Consider the following 16,986-nt stretch of genomic DNA (forward strand, 5'->3'; position numbering starts at 1 on the left):
GGGAAAGGCGAAAAGAACCCCGGAGAGGGGAGTGAAATAGAACCTGAAACCGTATGCGTACAAGCAGTGGGAGCAGACTTGTTCTGTGACTGCGTACCTTTTGTATAATGGGTCAGCGACTTATATTCAGTGGCGAGCTTAACCGAATAGGGGAGGCGTAGCGAAAGCGAGTCTTAATAGGGCGTTTAGTCGCTGGGTATAGACCCGAAACCGGGCGATCTATCCATGGGCAGGTTGAAGGTTAGGTAACACTGACTGGAGGACCGAACCGACTACCGTTGAAAAGTTAGCGGATGACCTGTGGATCGGAGTGAAAGGCTAATCAAGCTCGGAGATAGCTGGTTCTCCTCGAAAGCTATTTAGGTAGCGCCTCATGTATCACTGTAGGGGTAGAGCACTGTTTCGGCTAGGGGGTCATCCCGACTTACCAAACCGATGCAAACTCCGAATACCTACAAGTGCCGAGCATGGGAGACACACGGCGGGTGCTAACGTCCGTCGTGAAAAGGGAAACAACCCAGACCGTCAGCTAAGGTCCCAAAATCCTGGTTAAGTGGGAAACGATGTGGGAAGGCTTAGACAGCTAGGAGGTTGGCTTAGAAGCAGCCACCCTTTAAAGAAAGCGTAATAGCTCACTAGTCGAGTCGGCCTGCGCGGAAGATGTAACGGGGCTCAAACCAGGTACCGAAGCTACGGGTGTCACTTAGGTGACGCGGTAGAGGAGCGTTCTGTAAGCCTGTGAAGGTGAGTTGAGAAGCTTGCTGGAGGTATCAGAAGTGCGAATGCTGACATGAGTAACGACAATGGGAGTGAAAAACTCCCACGCCGAAAGACCAAGGTTTCCTGCGCAACGTTAATCGACGCAGGGTTAGTCGGTCCCTAAGGCGAGGCTGAAAAGCGTAGTCGATGGAAAACAGGTTAATATTCCTGTACTTCCGGTTATTGCGATGGAGGGACGGAGAAGGCTAGGCCAGCTTGGCGTTGGTTGTCCAAGTTTAAGGTGGTAGGCCGAACACTTAGGCAAATCCGGGTGTTCAAGGCCGAGAGCTGATGACGAGCGCTCCTAGAGTGCGAAGTGGTCGATGCCATGCTTCCAGGAAAAGCTTCTAAGCTTCAGATAACCGGGAACCGTACCCCAAACCGACACAGGTGGTTGGGTAGAGAATACCAAGGCGCTTGAGAGAACTCGGGTGAAGGAACTAGGCAAAATGGCACCGTAACTTCGGGAGAAGGTGCGCCGGCCAGGGTGAAGCATTTACTGCGTAAGCCCCGGCTGGTCGAAGATACCAGGCCGCTGCGACTGTTTATTAAAAACACAGCACTCTGCAAACACGAAAGTGGACGTATAGGGTGTGACGCCTGCCCGGTGCCGGAAGGTTAATTGATGGGGTTAGCGCAAGCGAAGCTCTTGATCGAAGCCCCGGTAAACGGCGGCCGTAACTATAACGGTCCTAAGGTAGCGAAATTCCTTGTCGGGTAAGTTCCGACCTGCACGAATGGCGTAACGATGGCGGCGCTGTCTCCACCCGAGACTCAGTGAAATTGAAATCGCTGTGAAGATGCAGTGTATCCGCGGCTAGACGGAAAGACCCCGTGAACCTTTACTATAGCTTTGCACTGGACTTTGAGCTTGCTTGTGTAGGATAGGTGGGAGGCTTTGAAGCGTGAACGCCAGTTTGCGTGGAGCCAACCTTGAAATACCACCCTGGCAACCTTGAGGTTCTAACTCAGGTCCGTCATCCGGATCGAGGACAGTGTATGGTGGGTAGTTTGACTGGGGCGGTCTCCTCCCAAAGAGTAACGGAGGAGTACGAAGGTGCGCTCAGACCGGTCGGAAATCGGTCGTAGAGTATAAAGGCAAAAGCGCGCTTGACTGCGAGACCCACACGTCGAGCAGGTACGAAAGTAGGTCTTAGTGATCCGGTGGTTCTGTATGGAAGGGCCATCGCTCAACGGATAAAAGGTACTCCGGGGATAACAGGCTGATACCGCCCAAGAGTTCATATCGACGGCGGTGTTTGGCACCTCGATGTCGGCTCATCACATCCTGGGGCTGAAGCCGGTCCCAAGGGTATGGCTGTTCGCCATTTAAAGTGGTACGCGAGCTGGGTTTAGAACGTCGTGAGACAGTTCGGTCCCTATCTGCCGTGGACGTTTGAGATTTGAGAGGGGCTGCTCCTAGTACGAGAGGACCGGAGTGGACGAACCTCTGGTGTTCCGGTTGTCACGCCAGTGGCATTGCCGGGTAGCTATGTTCGGAAGAGATAACCGCTGAAAGCATCTAAGCGGGAAACTTGCCTCAAGATGAGATCTCACTGGGATCCAGAATCCCCTGAAGGGCCGTCGAAGACTACGACGTTGATAGGTGGGGTGTGTAAGCGCTGTGAGGCGTTGAGCTAACCCATACTAATTGCCCGTGAGGCTTGACCATATAACACCCAAGCAATCTGCCCAAGTGCAGATGCGGTGGTGAAGCGACACAGCCGAAAATGCGCACCGATACACACAAACATCACATACCTGAATTCGCTGCAACGCCTAGGCGCGGCAGCTACCGAATTTCTTGACGACCATAGAGCGTTGGCACCACCTGATCCCATCCCGAACTCAGCAGTGAAACGACGCATCGCCGATGGTAGTGTGGGGTTTCCCCATGTGAGAGTAGGTCATCGTCAAGATTCAAACCCGCAGAACCCCAATCGTGAAAACGATTGGGGTTTTGTCTTATTAGTAGAAGCACTAGCTTCCCAAGATTTCGCTGAAGCGCCACGGCGCGGCAGCTACCGAATTTCTTGACGACCATAGAGCGTTGGCACCACCTGATCCCATCCCGAACTCAGCAGTGAAACGACGCATCGCCGATGGTAGTGTGGGGTCTCCCCATGTGAGAGTAGGTCATCGTCAAGATTCAAATCCACAAAGCCCCGAGCGCGAATACGCTCGGGGCTTTGTCATTTACGGGCTAAAGATACCTGAGAACTGGTAACTGAGGGTCACGCTGGCGTTGCGGGCTTCGCCCATGTAGCAGTAGTTCAAGCTGGCGCAGGTCGCGATGTACCGCTCATTGGTGAGGTTATTGGCATTGAGCCTCACCTCCATGCCCTTGATGCCGGCGCGCCCCAGGTCGTAGCCAATGGATGCGTCGTAAAGCGTATAAGCCGGCACCTTGAGTGTGTTTTCGGCATCCACCCAGCTTGAACCGACATAGCGCACACCAGCTCCCAAGCTGAGGCCGGCCAGCGGCCCGCCTTGGAAGGCGTAGTCAGCCCACAGCGATGCCATGTGCCGTGGTGCCTGCGTGGGCGAGTTGCCCTTGTTATCCGTCACCCCATCGACCGTGCTGATCATTCGCTTGGCGTATTCGATATCGGTGAAGGTGTAGCTGCCCACGACTTTCAGCGCATCGGTAATCTGCGCATGGCCCTCCAGCTCGATACCTTGAGAGCGAACTTGCCCGATGGGCCGATAGAAATTCTCCTGCGGCAACTTGGACGCCAGGTTTTCCTGAACCACATGGAAGAAGGACGCCGTGAACAGGTCGCTCGTGCCCGGCGGTTGATACTTCAGGCCAGCCTCCCATTGCGTACCTTCCGTGGGCGCCAGTGGATTACCTGCTGCGTCTGAGTAAGAGTTGGGGTTGAACGACTCCGAGTAACTCACATAAGGCGCCAGGCCATTATCGAACAGGTACAGCACCCCGGCCCGTGTCGTCAGCTTGGTTCGGTCGTCGCTTATGCGTGTACCAACCGGCCGGGCTGCTTCTGCGAGGCGGTTTTCGTCAGAGGTTTTCATCCAGTCCTGGCGCAACCCGAGGGAAAACCGCCAATTGCCAAAATCAGCCAGGTCTTGCAGGTACACGCCGGTTTGCTGGAGGCGGCGAAGGTAACTGGTAGGGCTGCCATACGTAATGGCGCTGTTGCCGTATTGAGGGTCGAAGGCATCAATAGGTGCGAGGCTGCCAGTGGCCCAATCTACAACGGTCTTGCGCCGCTGATAGTCCACACCCAAGAGCGTGGTATGGGCAAGCGGGCCAGTGTCGTACTCAGCCTGCACCATGTTGTCGATAATCCATGAATGCAGTGTTTCATCAGCGCCGCTGTAGTAACGGTTCAACTCGGTGCTGGTAGGGGATGTCCAACCGTAGGCGTAGGTCTGGTCCAGTTTCACCCGTGAATCCAGGTAACGGAAGTTTTGCCGGGCAGTGAAAGTATCGTTGAATCGATGCTCGAACTGGTACCCAAAGGATTGTTGGTCGCGTTTATAACGATCAAGTCCTGGCTCGCCTTCGAAGAAATGCTCCGAGATGCGCTGGCCATTACGCTGATGCAGTGCGCCGTCGGCCGGCAGGCCGCCGTGATAGCCGCCTTCGGGGTCATGCTGCAGGTAAGCCTGCAAGGTCAGCGAGGTATCGTCGGTAAGGTTGATCGCAAGCGAGGGTACCAGGGCGTAGCGTTTTTCTTCGGCATGGTCGAACTGAGTATCGGACCGATGAACGAGGCCGGTAAGGCGATAGGCAATGCGCTTGTCGTCATCGATTGGCCCGCTGAGGTCCAGGCCCATGCTGCGAGTACCCTGCGTCCCTATGGTCGTTTGTACTTGATGATAATCCTCGAACAGCGGCTTCTTGGTCGTGAGAGCAACCAGGCCGCCTGGGGAGCTGCGACCGTAGAGCACGGAAGAGGGCCCCTTGAGAATGTCGATTCGTTCCAGGAAGTAAGGGTCGACCTGCATGGTGCTGTAGGTGCCACTATCGCCCATGGACTTGAGCCCGTCGACGTAGATGTTATCCACAGCCCCGTCATTGAAACCGCGCATGGCCACGTAGTCATAACGGTGCGTTGCGCCATAAGGGTTGGTCAGCACCCCGGGGGTGTAGCGCATGGCTTGAGCCACTGTCTGCGAACCCTGGTCGTCGATCTGCTGCCGGGTCACCACAGAAACACTTTGCGACGTCTCGGCCAGCGCCTTGCTGGTCTTGGTAGCGACCTGGCTGTGAGTGGCGTTGTAGCCGTCGACATGGCCCAAGGCGTTACCCAGGCTGAAGGCGGTTATATCGGTGCCTGGCAGGCTGATAGACGCGGTGTCGGGCATGGCCTGAAGTACGTAGGCGTCGCCTCCCTGAGATTGCGCGTAGAGCCCACTGCCCTGAAGCAATTGATCAAGCCCCTGGCTTACAGTGAACTGGCCGCGGAGCCCGCTGCTCTGCCTACCCTGAGTCAGTGCTGGAGTGGCCGCAAGGTTGATACCTGCCTGCCGAGCGAATTGGTTCAGCGCCTGGCTCAATGGGCCGGGCGGGATATCGAAACGCTGCCCAGCCGGCTGCTCGATGGCAGCGGCCGCGTGTGCAAGGTGAAGAGGTACGAGCGAAACGGCGGTGCCTAGAATGGCCGCCTGGATGGCGCGCTTGAACGGGTGCAGCGGGAAACCGGGTGTCGCGTAAGTGAGCATCGGGCCGAGTCCTTGAATGAATGTCATGAAGCGCTCAAGGACAAAGCCGTATGAACTCACAAAACCCGCCAAAAAGAGTTAGCCTGCCGCTTCGACGCTGACCCACCAGCGAGTGAGGCCACCCACGCGCACGGGCAGGGACTGCGGCAATAACTGGAGCAGGCGGTCGGTGTCCGCCAGCTTGTAGACACCCGAAACCCGCAGCTCTGCAACCTCGGGCGTATAGCGAATCAAACCTTTCCGGTAGCGCCCGACTTCATCCAGAAACGCTCCCAGCGGCATGCCCTGAGTGACGATCAAACCTTCCAGCCAAGCGGCTGGGTCGAAGGCTGGTGTAATCAGGTCGGCTTGCCCTCCGCCGGCACGTGCCACCTGGCCCGCTCCCACACGAAAACCTCCCAGCCAGGCTTCACCATGCAGTACTGCTAGCTGTGAATAACTGGCGCTCTGGCGCACGACCACGCGCGCCGAGTTCAGGCTGATCGACGTGCCGCGGCATTGCACCTGCATGGGCCGCATACTTTCCAGCAGCAGCTCGCCTTCATTGAGCCGCAGGTTGCCTTCGTGCAGGCTGTCTGCGGAGCTGTGGGTATTGAGCGTCAGCAACGCGCCGCCAGGCAGCGTAAAGCGCCCCTGTTGGCCAGTGGAGGTCGCAAAATCAGAAGCCCAGCGTCGCCAGGGTGTTTGCTCGGCCGCCAACCATCCAGCCCCCCCGACGGCAACCCCTCCGATCAGTAGCTTCAGGGTGCGTCGGCGGCTCAGGCGATGTTCACTGGTTTCCAAAGCCTGCCGTGCCCCAGGTGTTTGCCGCAGGCCCTGGTTCAGGTCGGCGCTCAGTTGGCTCACCCGTTCCCAGGCCAGTTGATGATCTGGGGCGGCGCGGCGCCACCGCTCGCACGCCTGCCAAAGCCTTGGGTCATCATGATGTTCACGCAGCCGGACCCACCATTGGGCGGCCTGGCGCACGATATCCGGCTCAGGCGTCATAGCGCAGCTGATAGCAACGAAACAGCGCCTCGGCCAGGTACCGCTCTACCGTGCGCACAGATACACCCAAGTGCTGGGCGATGTCGACATGCGCCCAGCCTTCGCACTGGGCCAGAAGGAAAGCCTGGCGAGCCTTGGCCTTCAGGCCATCGAGCATGCGCGCCACTTGATCGAGCAGCTCCAGTGCCAATTCTCGCGCTTCGGCACTCGGTACTTCACCCGGAGGAAGTGCTGCCAATGTTTCCAGCCAGGCTTTGCGCAACTCTTCGCGGCGCCAGTGATCGATCACCAGGCCACGGGCAATGGTGCGCAGGAACGGCCGTGGCGCCAATACCTGGGCTGGCACAGGCTTCTGCAGCACTCGCACGAAGGTATCCTGCGCAAGGTCAGCGGCATCTGCTGCGTTGCCCAGCCGGCTACGCAGCCACGTATAGAGCCAACCATGGTGCTGGTGATAGAGGGTTTGAACACAGGAAGGCAATTGCGTACCCGTAACAAATGATAATTAGTCTCATTGTCACGGGCGTGCCTGGGATTTGCAAGCGGGGTACTCTCAGGCACTGGCTGCCTGGCCTTTATCCTCGCGATACCGGGTGATCGCGTCGATCGCGCGCTGCAAATGGGTTTCCAGCAGCGCCAGGCATCGCTCGGTGTCATGCGCCTTGGCGGCTTCAAGCTGGTCGCGGTGGTCCTGATGAATGAGGTCAGCCAGGCCCATCTCGAACATGTTGAAACGCAGGTAGCGTTCTTCTTCCTCCAGGCCTTGGTCGATCAGGCGCAACAGGCGGCGATTGCTCGCCTTGGCGTAGAGCGCCATATGAAAATCACGATTCAATTGCGCCATCATGCTGTAGTCCTGCTCGACCTCCAGCTGGTCGATGGCCTGTTGCGCCGCAGCGAAGTCCGCCTCGTCGAGCAGCGGTACCGACAGGCACAAGGCTTCCCGCTCCAGGAGCAGGCGCAGATCGTAGGCTTCGCTGGCGCTATCGTTGATCAGCTCCGCAACTACTGCGCCCTTGTGGTGAGTCACTGTGAGCAGGCCCTGCGCCTCCAGTTGGCGCAAGGCCTCTCGCACGGGCATGCGGCTCACGCCATACAGGTTCGCCAACTCTTGCTGGCGCACCGCAGTGCCGGTTGGCAGGCTACCATCAAGGATGGCGAGTCGGATCCGTTCTTCAATGATGGCTCGAGCCAGGTGTGGTTGAAGCTGTTCGGCTTCCAGCACTGCGCGAACCGGGCTTTTTTCTTGGGCACGTGATTTCACCCCTTCGGGTTGGCGAACGCGGTTGTTTTCGACGGGAGGGGTCATCCCTTGTTTTCACCTGCCGAAACCCTGCCATACAGCAAGGCGATTACCGCTGTGTTGCCATCCTGATGCCAGCGGGCAGAAACGACTAAAAATCGCTACAGGGCGAATCGGCAATTACACCCAAAGTTCAATAACTTGGACAAGAACTTGGAAGTGCCATTCATCGCATGCGAATGATCTGATGAAAAGTGATTGCATCGTGCCATTGTTTTTTGCTGAATGTACACGCACCATGCGCTCCTTTCCAGTGCTGGGCAGGGCGGGCGCCTTGGCGAAAAGTACGAAGTTCACACGCAGGCTGGGCCAATGGTTGCTGGCATTCTGGCTTGGCATTGGGCTGCTGGCCGGCTTGCAGGCCGACTGGGACTTCAACACCATCAGCCGCAAGGCCGAGGCGCTTTACGGCCCGCTCGGTGCTGGCAAACAGCGAATAGATGCCTGGCAGAAGTTGCTGTTGGCCCAACGCCAGAGCAGCGAGATGGAAAAACTCACAGCGGTGAACCTGTTCTTCAACCGACAGATGCGCTACGTGGAAGACATCGACCTGTGGGGCCAGGTCGACTATTGGGAAACGCCGATAGAGGCGCTGTGGAAGGGCGCTGGCGATTGTGAGGATTACGCCATCGCCAAGTACTTCAGCCTCAGGCACCTGGGTGTGGCCTCGGACAAACTGCGCATCACCTACGTCAAGGCGTTGCGGCAGAACCGCGCGCACATGGTGTTGACCTACTATGCGACGCCAGAGGCGGTGCCGTTGGTGCTGGACAGCTTGCAGGACCCGATTCAGCCCGCAACCGAGCGTACCGACCTGTTGCCGGTGTACTCCTTCAATGGCGAAGGATACTGGCTCGCCGGAAGCGGTTCGAACAAACGAGTGGGAGACGCCAAGCGGCTGTCCCGCTGGCAAGATGTCATTCAAAAAATGACCGCCGAGGGTTTCCCTACGCCGGTCGAACAGTAACTGGAGCGTCGATGTCTCTGTTCAAGCAATTGCTGATCGCCATATGCCTGTTCCTGGCCGTCGCCTTCACCGGCAGTTTCATGGTCAGCCTGGAGAGCTCGCGCAGCCAGTACGTCAACCAGCTGCGCTCGCATGCACAAGACGCCGCCACGGCGCTTGCCCTGTCGCTGACCCCCAACATCGACGACCCGGCCATGGTCGAACTGCTGGTCAGCTCCATTTTCGATAGCGGCTATTACGCCAGCATCAAGGTGGTCGACCTGGCCAACAACAAGGTGATCGTCGAGCGCGAAGCCGAGCCCGACCCCAATGGCGTGCCACGCTGGTTCATCAGCCTGATCGGCCTGGACGCCGCAGGCGGCGACGCGCTGGTCAACCGTGGCTGGCAACAGGCGGCCCGGGTCGAGGTGGTCAGCCACCCGATGTTCGCCATTGCCAAGCTGTGGCAAAGCGCCTTGGGCAGCCTGGGCTGGCTGTTGCTGTGCGGCATCATCAGCGGTGTGCTGGGCGCGCTGCTGTTGCGCCGGCAGTTGCGGCCGCTGGACTACATGGTCGAGCAATCCCATGCCATCGCCCGGCGTGAATTCCTGACCCTGCCCCAGTTGCCCAGTACGCCTGAATTGCGCCGTGTGGTGCTGGCGATGAACCAGATGGTCGAAAAGCTCAAGGCGCTGTTCATGGAGCAGGCCGAGCGTAGCGAGAAGCTGCGAGTCGAGTCCTACCAGGATGCGCTGACAGGCCTCGCCAACCGCCGCTATTTCGACATGCAACTGCAAGCCCGCGTCAGCCAGGTCGAAGAAAACCGCCCCGGCTACTTGCTGCTATTGCGAGTCAACGACCTGATCGGCCTGAACCAGCGCCTGGGTGGTGCAAAGGCCGACCAGTTGCTCAAGGCTGTGGCCGAGACACTGGTGCGCCTCTGCGAGCGCCATCCGGAAACGGCCAACCTGATCAGCCGTAGCCGTGGCGGCGAATTCGCCGTGCTCGCCCCCGGCTTGCATGCCGACCAGGCACAGGCCTTGGCCGGTGCGCTCGAAGCTTCGCTGCAGAGCCTCAATGAAACCGGCGCCAGCGACATCAGCCCAGTGGCTCACATCGGCCTTGCCTCCTATGCCGCAGGTGACACGCCTCAGGACTTGCTCAAGCTGGCGGACGAAGCGATCGCCCAGGCCGAGCGCGCTGGCGGTGCGCCGTGGGTATGCCTGGAGCGGCAGGCGGTGGCAGCAGTGGTGGAAGATCATCACAGTTGGCACCGGCTGCTCGACCACGCGCTGGAGAATGGTCACTTCCAGCTGTACTTCCAGCCGGTGGTGAGCAGTGAGGATCGCGAGCGTGTCATGCATTACAAAGTGCTGTCACGCCTGCTCGGCAGCGATGGCAGCCCGATCGTCGCCGGCCGTTTCCTGCCGTGGGTCGAGCGCTTCGGCTGGGCCAAGCGGCTCGATCATCTGATGGTCAAGCTGGTGCTGCAGCACATGCACAGCCATTCCGGCCATTACGCGCTGAACCTGTCTGCACCGACGCTCGCCAGCCCGCAAGGCCTGGCGCGGCTGTTCGAGGTGCTGGGCCAGCATCCGGCACTGGGCCCACGCCTGGTATTCGAGCTGGCCGAAGAGCAGGTGCCCGAGCAAACGGTGCTCGACAACCTCACCCGCCGCCTGCACAGCCTGGGTTACGGCCTGGCACTGCAGCATTTCGGGGGGCGCTTCAGCATGATCGGCAACCTGGCGCATCTGGGCCTGGCCTATCTGAAGATCGACGGCAGCTACATTCGCGCCATCGACAGCGAAACCCACAAGCGCCTGTTCATCGAGGCTATCCAGCGCGCCGCCCACAGTATCGACCTGCCGCTGGTGGCAGAGCGGGTCGAGACCGAAGGCGAGCTGCGGGTCATTGCCGAGATGGGGATCGAAGGCGTTCAGGGCCGCTTGGTGGGTGAGCCTGCCCCCTGGGCGTGAGGCTGCCAGCCGCCACCCAAGGCCAGGAACAGGTTGACCTGCTGCATGGCCACTTGAGTATTGGCAACGGCCAACTGCCCGCGCACTTCGGTGTAGGTGCGGGTGGCTTGCAGATCCTCCAGGAATGATTGGCGCCCGGCGGTGTAAAACCTGTGGGTCTGTTCTGCCGCATCGTGGGCGGAGCGCTCGGCATCCTGCAGGGCCTCACGGCGCTGCAGGGCGGCGGTGTAGTTTGCCAGGGTGGTCTGGGTTTCGCGCACAGCATTGAGCACTACGCCGTCAAAGCTTGCCAGCGCCGCCTGGGTGTCGGCCTCGGCAGCCCGCACTCGTGCGCGAGAGCCGTTGGTGGGAATGCTCCAGTTGATCAACGGGCCGAAGCCCCAGCGGTTGGTCGAGGGCTCGCCCAGGTCCTTGGCAATCCCCACGGTGCCGACCGTCGCACCAAAGCTGATGTCCGGATACAGCTGCCCGGTCGCAACGCCGATCTGTGCGGTCGCTGCCGCCAGTTTGCGCTCGGCCTGGCGTACATCGGGCCGGCGCTTGAGCAGTGCAGCCCCGTCACCCACAGGCAGCGCCTGGGCGATTCGAGGTAGCTCGGCGCAGCTATCGGTGCCTGCGGGCAATTGGCCAACTGGGCGTGCGAGCAGCATGGCGAGCTGATACAGCCCGCCCTGGCGTTCGGCTTCGAATTTGGGAAGCTCCGCGCGCAGTGACTTGAACTGGGTTTGCGTACGGGTGACCTGGGTTTCATCGCCACGCCCGGCGTCACGCAGGCGCTGCGCCAGTTGCACGCCTTGCTGCTGGAGGTCGAGCGAGTGCAGGGCGATGTCGCGCTCTTCATTGGCTGCGCACACTTGAGTATAGGCCCGCACCACGTTGGCCACCACGCTGATGCGCGCGGTGTCGGCGCCCGCCTGCGCAGCGTCGGCGTTGGCATTGGCCGCCTCTACGCCGCGCTGGAACACGCCCCACATGTCGAACTGGTACGAAGTCTTGATCGACAGCGCGGCAATGTTGGCGACTGGCACCTTCTCAGTCAGCAAAAATGCCTGCCCCGACTCCTGCAACCGCTGCGCCTCACCGCTTACGCTGGTGCTGAAGCCGCCCTGGCTCTGGGCGACCTCAACCTGGTTCTGCGCCCGCGCCAGGTTGGCGGCCGCTACCCGCAGGTCGGTGTTGGCGGCCAGTGCCTGTTCCACCAGGCCGTTGAGCCGAGGGTCGTTGTACAGCTTCCACCAGTCGGCCGGCACCGGCGCGGACACCACATCCTGCGACTGGCCGGCCAGCGCGCCCTGCAAATCTGCGCGGTTGACCGCTGCTTGCCGGGGTAGATGGTAATCCGGCCCCATCACCTGGCAGCCGCCCAGCGCCAGCACGCTTGCTGCCAGCAAGGTCAGGCATTTGCTCATTTTGCCGCTCCCTGCGCATCCGGCAGCACCGACACGGTCGCGGTGCGCCCGGCGATCAGGCGAAAGCCTTCCGGCACCTGATCGAAGGCGATGCGCACCGGAATGCGCTGAGCCAGGCGCACCCAGCTGAAGGCTGGGTTCACATTGGGCAGCAGGTTCGAGCCGCTGCTGCGGTCACGGTCCTCGATGCCAGCGGAGATACTCACCACATGGCCGCCCAGGCGGGTGTCATCACCCATCACGCGGATGTCCACGGCCTGGCCCACGTGAATGTGGCCCAGCTTGGTTTCTTCGAAATAGCCATCGATGTGGTACGAATCGCCATCCACCACCGACAGCAGCGGCTTGCCTGCACTGGCGAATTCGCGATCACGTGGGGCGCGGTCATTGATGAAGCCGTTGACGGGGCTGGTGATCACTGAGCGGTCCAGGTTCAGCTGGGCGGCATCCACCGCGACCTGCTCGGCGTTCTGCGCAGCCTGGGCGCGGGCGACTTTCGACTGGCTTTCCTCAAGCTGCTCGCGGGCCACGAGATTGCCCAGCCCTTGGTTGCGCTTGAGTTCGCGCTGGGCCTGGGCCAAGGTTTCCTTGCGGTCGGCCAGAGCCGCCTGTGCCTGGCGCAGGGCCAGCTTGAAGCGGTCCTGGTCGATGGTGAACAGCACGTCACCGCGCTTGACCGGCTGGTTGTCGGTCACCTTCACCTGTTGGATCAAGCCCGAAACATCCGGCGCGATCTGCACCACGTCGGCACGAATGTGGCCGTCGCGCGTCCAGGGCTCGAACATGTAATAGAGCACCATGCGCCAGATGACGACGCAGGCTAATGCCACCACGATCAGGGTCACGACCAGGCGGCCAAAGGTCAGCAAAGGTTTTTTCATGTCATCAGGTTTCGGCAGATTAGGTCGACCGCGCCCAGCAGCACGGTGTAAAGGGCCACGTTGAACAGCGCCCGGTGCCAGACCAGGCGGTAGAAATGCACGCGGTTGAGCAACGCGTGAACCAGCAGGAACAGACCATAGGCCAAGGCCATGATCCCCAGCAGGGTAGGCAGGAAGATCCCGCCGATATCCAGTTCACCGATCACAGCGGCGCTCCGTCCAGGCCTTGCGGCGGCAGTTGGTGGTATTCATCCGGCTCATGCAGCATTTCCAAGCCGGGCAGCAGCGCCAGGCGTAACCCGCTGAGTGACAGCAGCAGTTGCTCGCGTGCGTCTTCAGCGCCGTCGGCCTGGCAGGCGGCCAGGTTCAAGGCTCGGCGTGCGCGGTCCATGGTCATCAAGGTGTTCATGGGCGCGGCCAGGCGTTCGCGGGCTTTGAGGCAGGCGGCGAAGTAGCTGGTCACTTCGACCACCACCTGAGCCAGCAGTGCGCGCGGTGTGCCGTTGATCCGGGGGGCGTAGGCCAGGATGTCCAGCAGGTTCAGCGCCACCCGCACGTCGCGCAGCGCCGCACCGGTGTCCTGGCCGGTATTGGCCAGGCGCGGCAGCAACTGCATCAGCCGGTCGAGCATGCGCACTGCCTTGGCGCGGTGTTCGTTGAGCGTGCCGGCCTCGCCCAGCTCGACGATCTCCTGCCAGCTGAAGCGAGTCAGGCGCCGCGCGGCCAGTTCGGTACCGAAGGGGCGCATGATCAGCGTCCAGCAGAACGCGAACAGCAGCCCCACGGGGCCGGCGATGTTCGCGTTTACAAAGTTCATGAAGTTGGCGTCGTATTCGCCCTGAATGCTGATGAAGGTGGACGTGTTGACCAGCGTCAGCAGGGTGCCCAGGTAGAAACGCGGCTGTACCGTCAGCGCACCGATTGGGATGAACGGAATGGCGAAGGCCAGCACCAGCATCGGAAAGTCATGCAGGTTCGGCAGCACCACGAACAGATAAAGGCTCGAAAGCACAACCGAGACCGAGGTCCAGAAGAAGAACCGGTAGATCTGCGGTGCCGGGTCGTCCATCGCCGCGAAGAAGCTGCACGACACGGCCGCCAGGATTACCGCGCTGCCGCCGTCAGCCCAGCCCATTTCAATCCAGATCACGGAGGCGGCGATGATTGCGGTGACCGAAGTGAGCGAGGAGTAGAGCATCATGCCGCGGTCGAAGGTCGGGCGCAGCCGGCCCAGGCGCCAATGGCGGTAGACCGCTCGCCAGTTGGCGCGGCTCTGGCGGTCGATCAGCTCGTGCAGGACGCGCATGTCCTGCCAGAGGTCGGCCAACTCGCCGAGTCGATACAGCGCGTTGGCGAACAGCAGTTCACGGCGGTCGTCCAGCTCGCCCGGCGCCGGGCGCAGGCGCTCGATGTGGGCATGCAGGTCTTGCCAGGGCCCTGGCGTGGCACCGTTAAAGGTGCCGGCCAGCCATTCACGGGTGTGCTCCAGCAGCGGCGTGAAGCGTGCCACCAGTTCCGGGGTACGCCGCTCCATCGCCACGAGGGCGTCATCGAGGGCATCGATCACCGGCAGTAGGTGAATCATCCGCCCGCGCAGTTCGCGGGTGTTGCGCATGTGATGGGGCGTGGCGCCTTCGTGGGGCAGTTGGCCGATCATCTGTTCCAGGGCGTTGAAATTCACCACCATCGAGGCGCGCAGCGGCCCGACTTCTTCGCCGCTCACACTACGCGTGAGGTAGCGCAGCGCGTAGCTGCTGGCTTCGTTGAACCACTTGTCGTGCGCGCCGCCCACCGCAGTCACCAGGCGGCGGGGCCAGAAGATCGCGCCGACTACTGCAGCGCAGAGAATGCCGATGAAGATCTCCTGGGTGCGCGAGGAGGCCACATCGAACACCGCTGAAGGGTTATCCACTACCGGTAGCGCAATCAGCGGCAGGGTGTAGCCGGCCAGCATCAGGGCGTAGAAGTTGGCGGTGCGCAGGTGCATCGACAGGTACAGCAAAGTACCGGTCCACAGTGCGATCACCGTGGCGAGCAGGTAGGGCGTCTGCACGAACAACGGCACGAACAGCACCGCAGCGCTGGCGCCGAGAAACGTGCCCACCAGCCGGTAAACGGCTTTGGAACTGGTCGGGCCGACGAAGGGGCTGGAGACGATGTACACCGAAGCCATCGCCCAGTAAGGCCGTGGCATTTCCAACTTCAGGGCGATCCACAACGCCAGCATGGAGGCGGCGAAGGTGCGCACGCCGTACCACCAGTCCTGCGCTGGCGGTACGTCGCTGAAAAAAGGCTTCAACCGGCCCATGTGCCAGGCCCTTGGATGGCGGCATCTTCGAAGGCCTGCAACACGCGTTGCGCGGCTTCGAGGTCAGCGGGGTCGATTTGCTTGAAGACGCCTTTACGCAGGCGCACCAGTTCGCCTTCGATCGCCTCGGCCAGACGGCGGCCTTCTGCCGTAAGGCTCAACGCCTTGGCGCGGCGGTCGGCGGGGTCCTCTGTACGCAGCACAAAGCCTTGGGCGCACAACTGATCGAGCAGTCGCACCAGCGACGGGCTTTCCATGCCTGACGCGTGGGCGACCGTCACCTGGCGCACACCGTCGCCCAGACGCAGGATCACCAGCAAGGGCACGGCGCAGGCCTCGGTGATGCCGTAGTTGGCCAGCACGTTCTGGCAGATGCGCCGCCAATGTCGGCTGGCCGTGACGGTGCCGCTGGTGATGATTTGCTGGAGTTTTTCGAGGGTCATCGAGGAGGTAGTACATATTCATAGTTTGCTAACTATTAATATCCTCCCAACCTATTGGAGCGTCAACCGCCGCTTATCCGTCTTCCCCCGTGGCGCCTGTTTGGTAGAGAGCCTGGGGCTTGCATGTCGCGCGGCAAGCCGCCCTCCCACTTTGTGATCTACGCCGTTGCTCAGCCTTCGTGGGAGGCCGGCTTGCCGGGCGACGCCTATTTGGTAGAGAGCTTGAGGCCCGCATGTGCACGGCAAGCCGCCCTCCCACTTTTTGATCTGCGCCGTTGCTCAGCCTCGTGGGAGGCCGGCTTGCCGGGCGACGCCTGTTTGGTAGAGAGCTTGAGGCCCGCATGTCGCGCGGCAAGCCGCCCTCCCGCCAGATAATCTGCGGCGATCCGCAAGCTTGCAGTCAAGGATTTCCAAGCGATCTCAGCGCGCCATCCCCCAGCGCTTCACGGTGTATCTCTCCAGCGTATCGAACACCAGGTTCTCCACCAGCAGCCCGATCAGGATCACAACCGCCAGCCCTGCAAACACTTTGTCGGTATACAGCTCATTACGATTCTGGAAGATGTACCAACCCAGCCCTCCTTTACCGCTGGTGGCACCGAACACCAGTTCGGCGGCGATCAGCGTGCGCCAGGCGAAGGCCCAGCCGATCTTCAGGCCCGACAGAATCGCCGGCAGCGCCGCCGGCACCAGGATCAACGCCACGAAGCGCAGCCCGCGCAGGCCATAGTTGCGCCCGGCCATGCGCAGCGTCTCCGATACGCCCATGAACCCTGAATAGGTATTGAGCGCCAGCGGCCAGAGCACCGAGTGCACCAGCACGAACACCAGGCTCTTTTCACCCAGCCCGAACCACAGCAGCGCCAGTGGCAACAGTGCGATCGCCGGCAACGGGTTGAACATCGAGGTGAGGGTGCCCAGCAGGTCTCGGCCCAGTTGGGTAGAGACGGCAAGCGTGGTCAATCCGAACGCCAGCGCGATGCCCAGCAGATACCCTTTGAGCAGCACCCCGAGTGAAACGATCACTTTCTCGGGCAACTCCCCGCTCAGCGTGCCGCTCCATAACGCCTGCGCGGTCTGGGTAAAGCTGGGCAGCAGCAAATCATTACCCTGATAGCGCGCTGCCGCCTCCCAGGCCAGCGCCACCAGCAGCAAGATCACGCCCTTGCGCAGCCAGCCTTGCTGCCACAGGCGTTGTGCCAATGGGATGTTTCGGGTCAGGGGGAGGTCGTCCAGTGGCGCGAGGGCCACTTCGAATTCCTGGCGCATGTTCTGCACTCCG

At 61.0% G+C, this 16,986-nt stretch carries 12 protein-coding genes and 3 rRNA genes (1 of these 15 only partly in view); 5 read left to right on the forward strand and 10 right to left on the reverse strand.

Annotation, left to right across the window (positions count from 1 at the left end):
* From LN139_RS21925 to rrf (LN139_RS21935), 3 genes are all read left to right on the forward strand, one after another.
* Positions 1 to 2,431 (forward strand): 23S ribosomal RNA (locus tag LN139_RS21925) (it extends 457 nt beyond the left edge of the window).
* A 131-nt stretch (positions 2,432 to 2,562) separates the two neighbouring features.
* Positions 2,563 to 2,678 (forward strand): 5S ribosomal RNA (rrf, locus tag LN139_RS21930).
* A gap of 113 nt (positions 2,679 to 2,791) precedes the next feature.
* Positions 2,792 to 2,907 (forward strand): 5S ribosomal RNA (gene rrf, locus LN139_RS21935).
* Between the two features lie 48 nt (positions 2,908 to 2,955).
* Here rrf (LN139_RS21935) and LN139_RS21940 read toward each other — a convergent pair.
* The 4 genes from LN139_RS21940 to LN139_RS21955 form a co-directional block, all read right to left on the reverse strand.
* Complete coding sequence (locus tag LN139_RS21940) at positions 2,956 to 5,448, reverse strand: TonB-dependent siderophore receptor (RefSeq protein ID WP_236356946.1); 2,493 nt, start codon at positions 5,446 to 5,448, stop codon at positions 2,956 to 2,958.
* Between the two features lie 78 nt (positions 5,449 to 5,526).
* Positions 5,527 to 6,435, reverse strand: a complete 909-nt coding sequence (locus tag LN139_RS21945; protein WP_236356948.1) for a DUF4880 domain-containing protein — start codon at positions 6,433 to 6,435, stop codon at positions 5,527 to 5,529.
* Entirely contained in the window at positions 6,425 to 6,916 is a 492-nt protein-coding gene (locus tag LN139_RS21950; protein ID WP_236356950.1) for a sigma-70 family RNA polymerase sigma factor, read from the reverse strand. The genes LN139_RS21945 and LN139_RS21950 overlap by 11 nt, the downstream gene beginning before the upstream one ends.
* Before the next feature lie 72 nt (positions 6,917 to 6,988).
* Positions 6,989 to 7,744, reverse strand: coding sequence for a GntR family transcriptional regulator (locus tag LN139_RS21955; RefSeq protein WP_236356952.1), 756 nt, complete (start codon positions 7,742 to 7,744; stop codon positions 6,989 to 6,991).
* A 199-nt stretch (positions 7,745 to 7,943) separates the two neighbouring features.
* Here LN139_RS21955 and lapG point away from each other — a divergent pair, with 199 nt between their 5' ends.
* Together lapG and lapD are read left to right on the forward strand one after the other, a co-directional pair.
* The gene (gene lapG, locus LN139_RS21960; protein ID WP_236356955.1) at positions 7,944 to 8,705 is read left to right on the forward strand and encodes a cysteine protease LapG; all 762 of its coding nucleotides are present in this window, start codon (positions 7,944 to 7,946) and stop codon (positions 8,703 to 8,705) included.
* Between the two features lie 11 nt (positions 8,706 to 8,716).
* Positions 8,717 to 10,663 (forward strand): cyclic di-GMP receptor LapD, encoded by a 1,947-nt coding sequence (gene lapD / locus LN139_RS21965; protein WP_236356957.1) that lies wholly within the window; start codon positions 8,717 to 8,719, stop codon positions 10,661 to 10,663.
* Here lapD and LN139_RS21970 read toward each other — a convergent pair.
* The 6 genes from LN139_RS21970 to LN139_RS21995 form a co-directional block, all read right to left on the reverse strand.
* Complete coding sequence (locus LN139_RS21970; protein WP_236356959.1) at positions 10,624 to 12,072, reverse strand: efflux transporter outer membrane subunit; 1,449 nt, start codon at positions 12,070 to 12,072, stop codon at positions 10,624 to 10,626. The genes lapD and LN139_RS21970 overlap by 40 nt on opposite strands.
* Positions 12,069 to 12,953 (reverse strand): efflux RND transporter periplasmic adaptor subunit, encoded by an 885-nt coding sequence (locus LN139_RS21975; protein ID WP_236356961.1) that lies wholly within the window; start codon positions 12,951 to 12,953, stop codon positions 12,069 to 12,071. The genes LN139_RS21970 and LN139_RS21975 overlap by 4 nt, the downstream gene beginning before the upstream one ends.
* Positions 12,950 to 13,159 carry a DUF1656 domain-containing protein gene (locus tag LN139_RS21980; RefSeq protein ID WP_236356963.1) on the reverse strand — a complete coding sequence of 70 codons (210 nt, stop codon included), beginning with the start codon at positions 13,157 to 13,159 and terminating at the stop codon, positions 12,950 to 12,952. The genes LN139_RS21975 and LN139_RS21980 overlap by 4 nt, the downstream gene beginning before the upstream one ends.
* A complete protein-coding gene (locus LN139_RS21985) occupies positions 13,156 to 15,261 on the reverse strand; it encodes an FUSC family protein (protein ID WP_236356965.1) in 2,106 nt (701 codons plus the stop codon). Before LN139_RS21985 ends, LN139_RS21980 begins: the two co-directional genes overlap by 4 nt.
* On the reverse strand, positions 15,249 to 15,704 hold the full coding sequence (locus tag LN139_RS21990; protein ID WP_236356967.1) for a MarR family winged helix-turn-helix transcriptional regulator: 456 nt from the start codon (positions 15,702 to 15,704) through the stop codon (positions 15,249 to 15,251). Before LN139_RS21990 ends, LN139_RS21985 begins: the two co-directional genes overlap by 13 nt.
* Positions 15,705 to 16,124: 420 nt before the next feature.
* Positions 16,125 to 16,973, reverse strand: a complete 849-nt coding sequence (locus LN139_RS21995) for an ABC transporter permease (RefSeq protein ID WP_236356969.1) — start codon at positions 16,971 to 16,973, stop codon at positions 16,125 to 16,127.
* Positions 16,974 to 16,986: the final 13 nt, after the last annotated feature.

The sequence above is a fragment of the Pseudomonas sp. KNUC1026 genome, assembly GCF_021650705.1.
In the GTDB taxonomy this organism is placed as follows: Bacteria; Pseudomonadota; Gammaproteobacteria; order Pseudomonadales; family Pseudomonadaceae; genus Aquipseudomonas.